The sequence below is a fragment of the Pseudomonas sp. AC463 genome (genome assembly GCF_979253585.1).
In genome coordinates this window covers 1-381 of the sequence record NZ_CEEDDZ010000201.1, presented here as the reverse complement: position 1 = coordinate 381, position 381 = coordinate 1, and the positions used below count along the sequence as shown (strand labels likewise).

At 74.3% G+C, this 381-nt stretch carries 1 pseudogene; it reads left to right on the top strand.

The features are described from left to right. Positions 1 to 381: pseudogene (locus tag AC0IYH_RS29770) on the top strand (hypothetical protein); the annotation flags it as partial.

The window sequence follows — 381 nt, the reverse complement described above, 5'->3', positions numbered from 1 at the left end:
CCTCGCCGCGATCGACGCGCATCTGGAGGGTTCGGACGGCGGCCTCGCGAAGCTGCGTCAGGCCGCCCGCGTGCTGGAGCGGGTCGCCGCCGACCATCCCGCCCTCGCCGAGGCACTGGCCGCGGTCGATCGCGCCGTGACGGAGGCGGACGCCGCCGAGGACAGCCTGCGCGAGGCCCGCACGGCGCTGTCGTACGATCCCCGCGCGCTGGAGGATGACGAGACGCGCCTGTTCGAACTGCGCGCCATGGCCCGCAAGCATCGCGTCCAGCCCGACGATCTCGCCGCCCTGGCTGACGACCTAGCCGCCCGGCTGAAGCGGCTGGAGGCGGGCGAAGGCGGCATCGCCAAGTTGCAGGCGACGGTGAAGACCGCGCACGC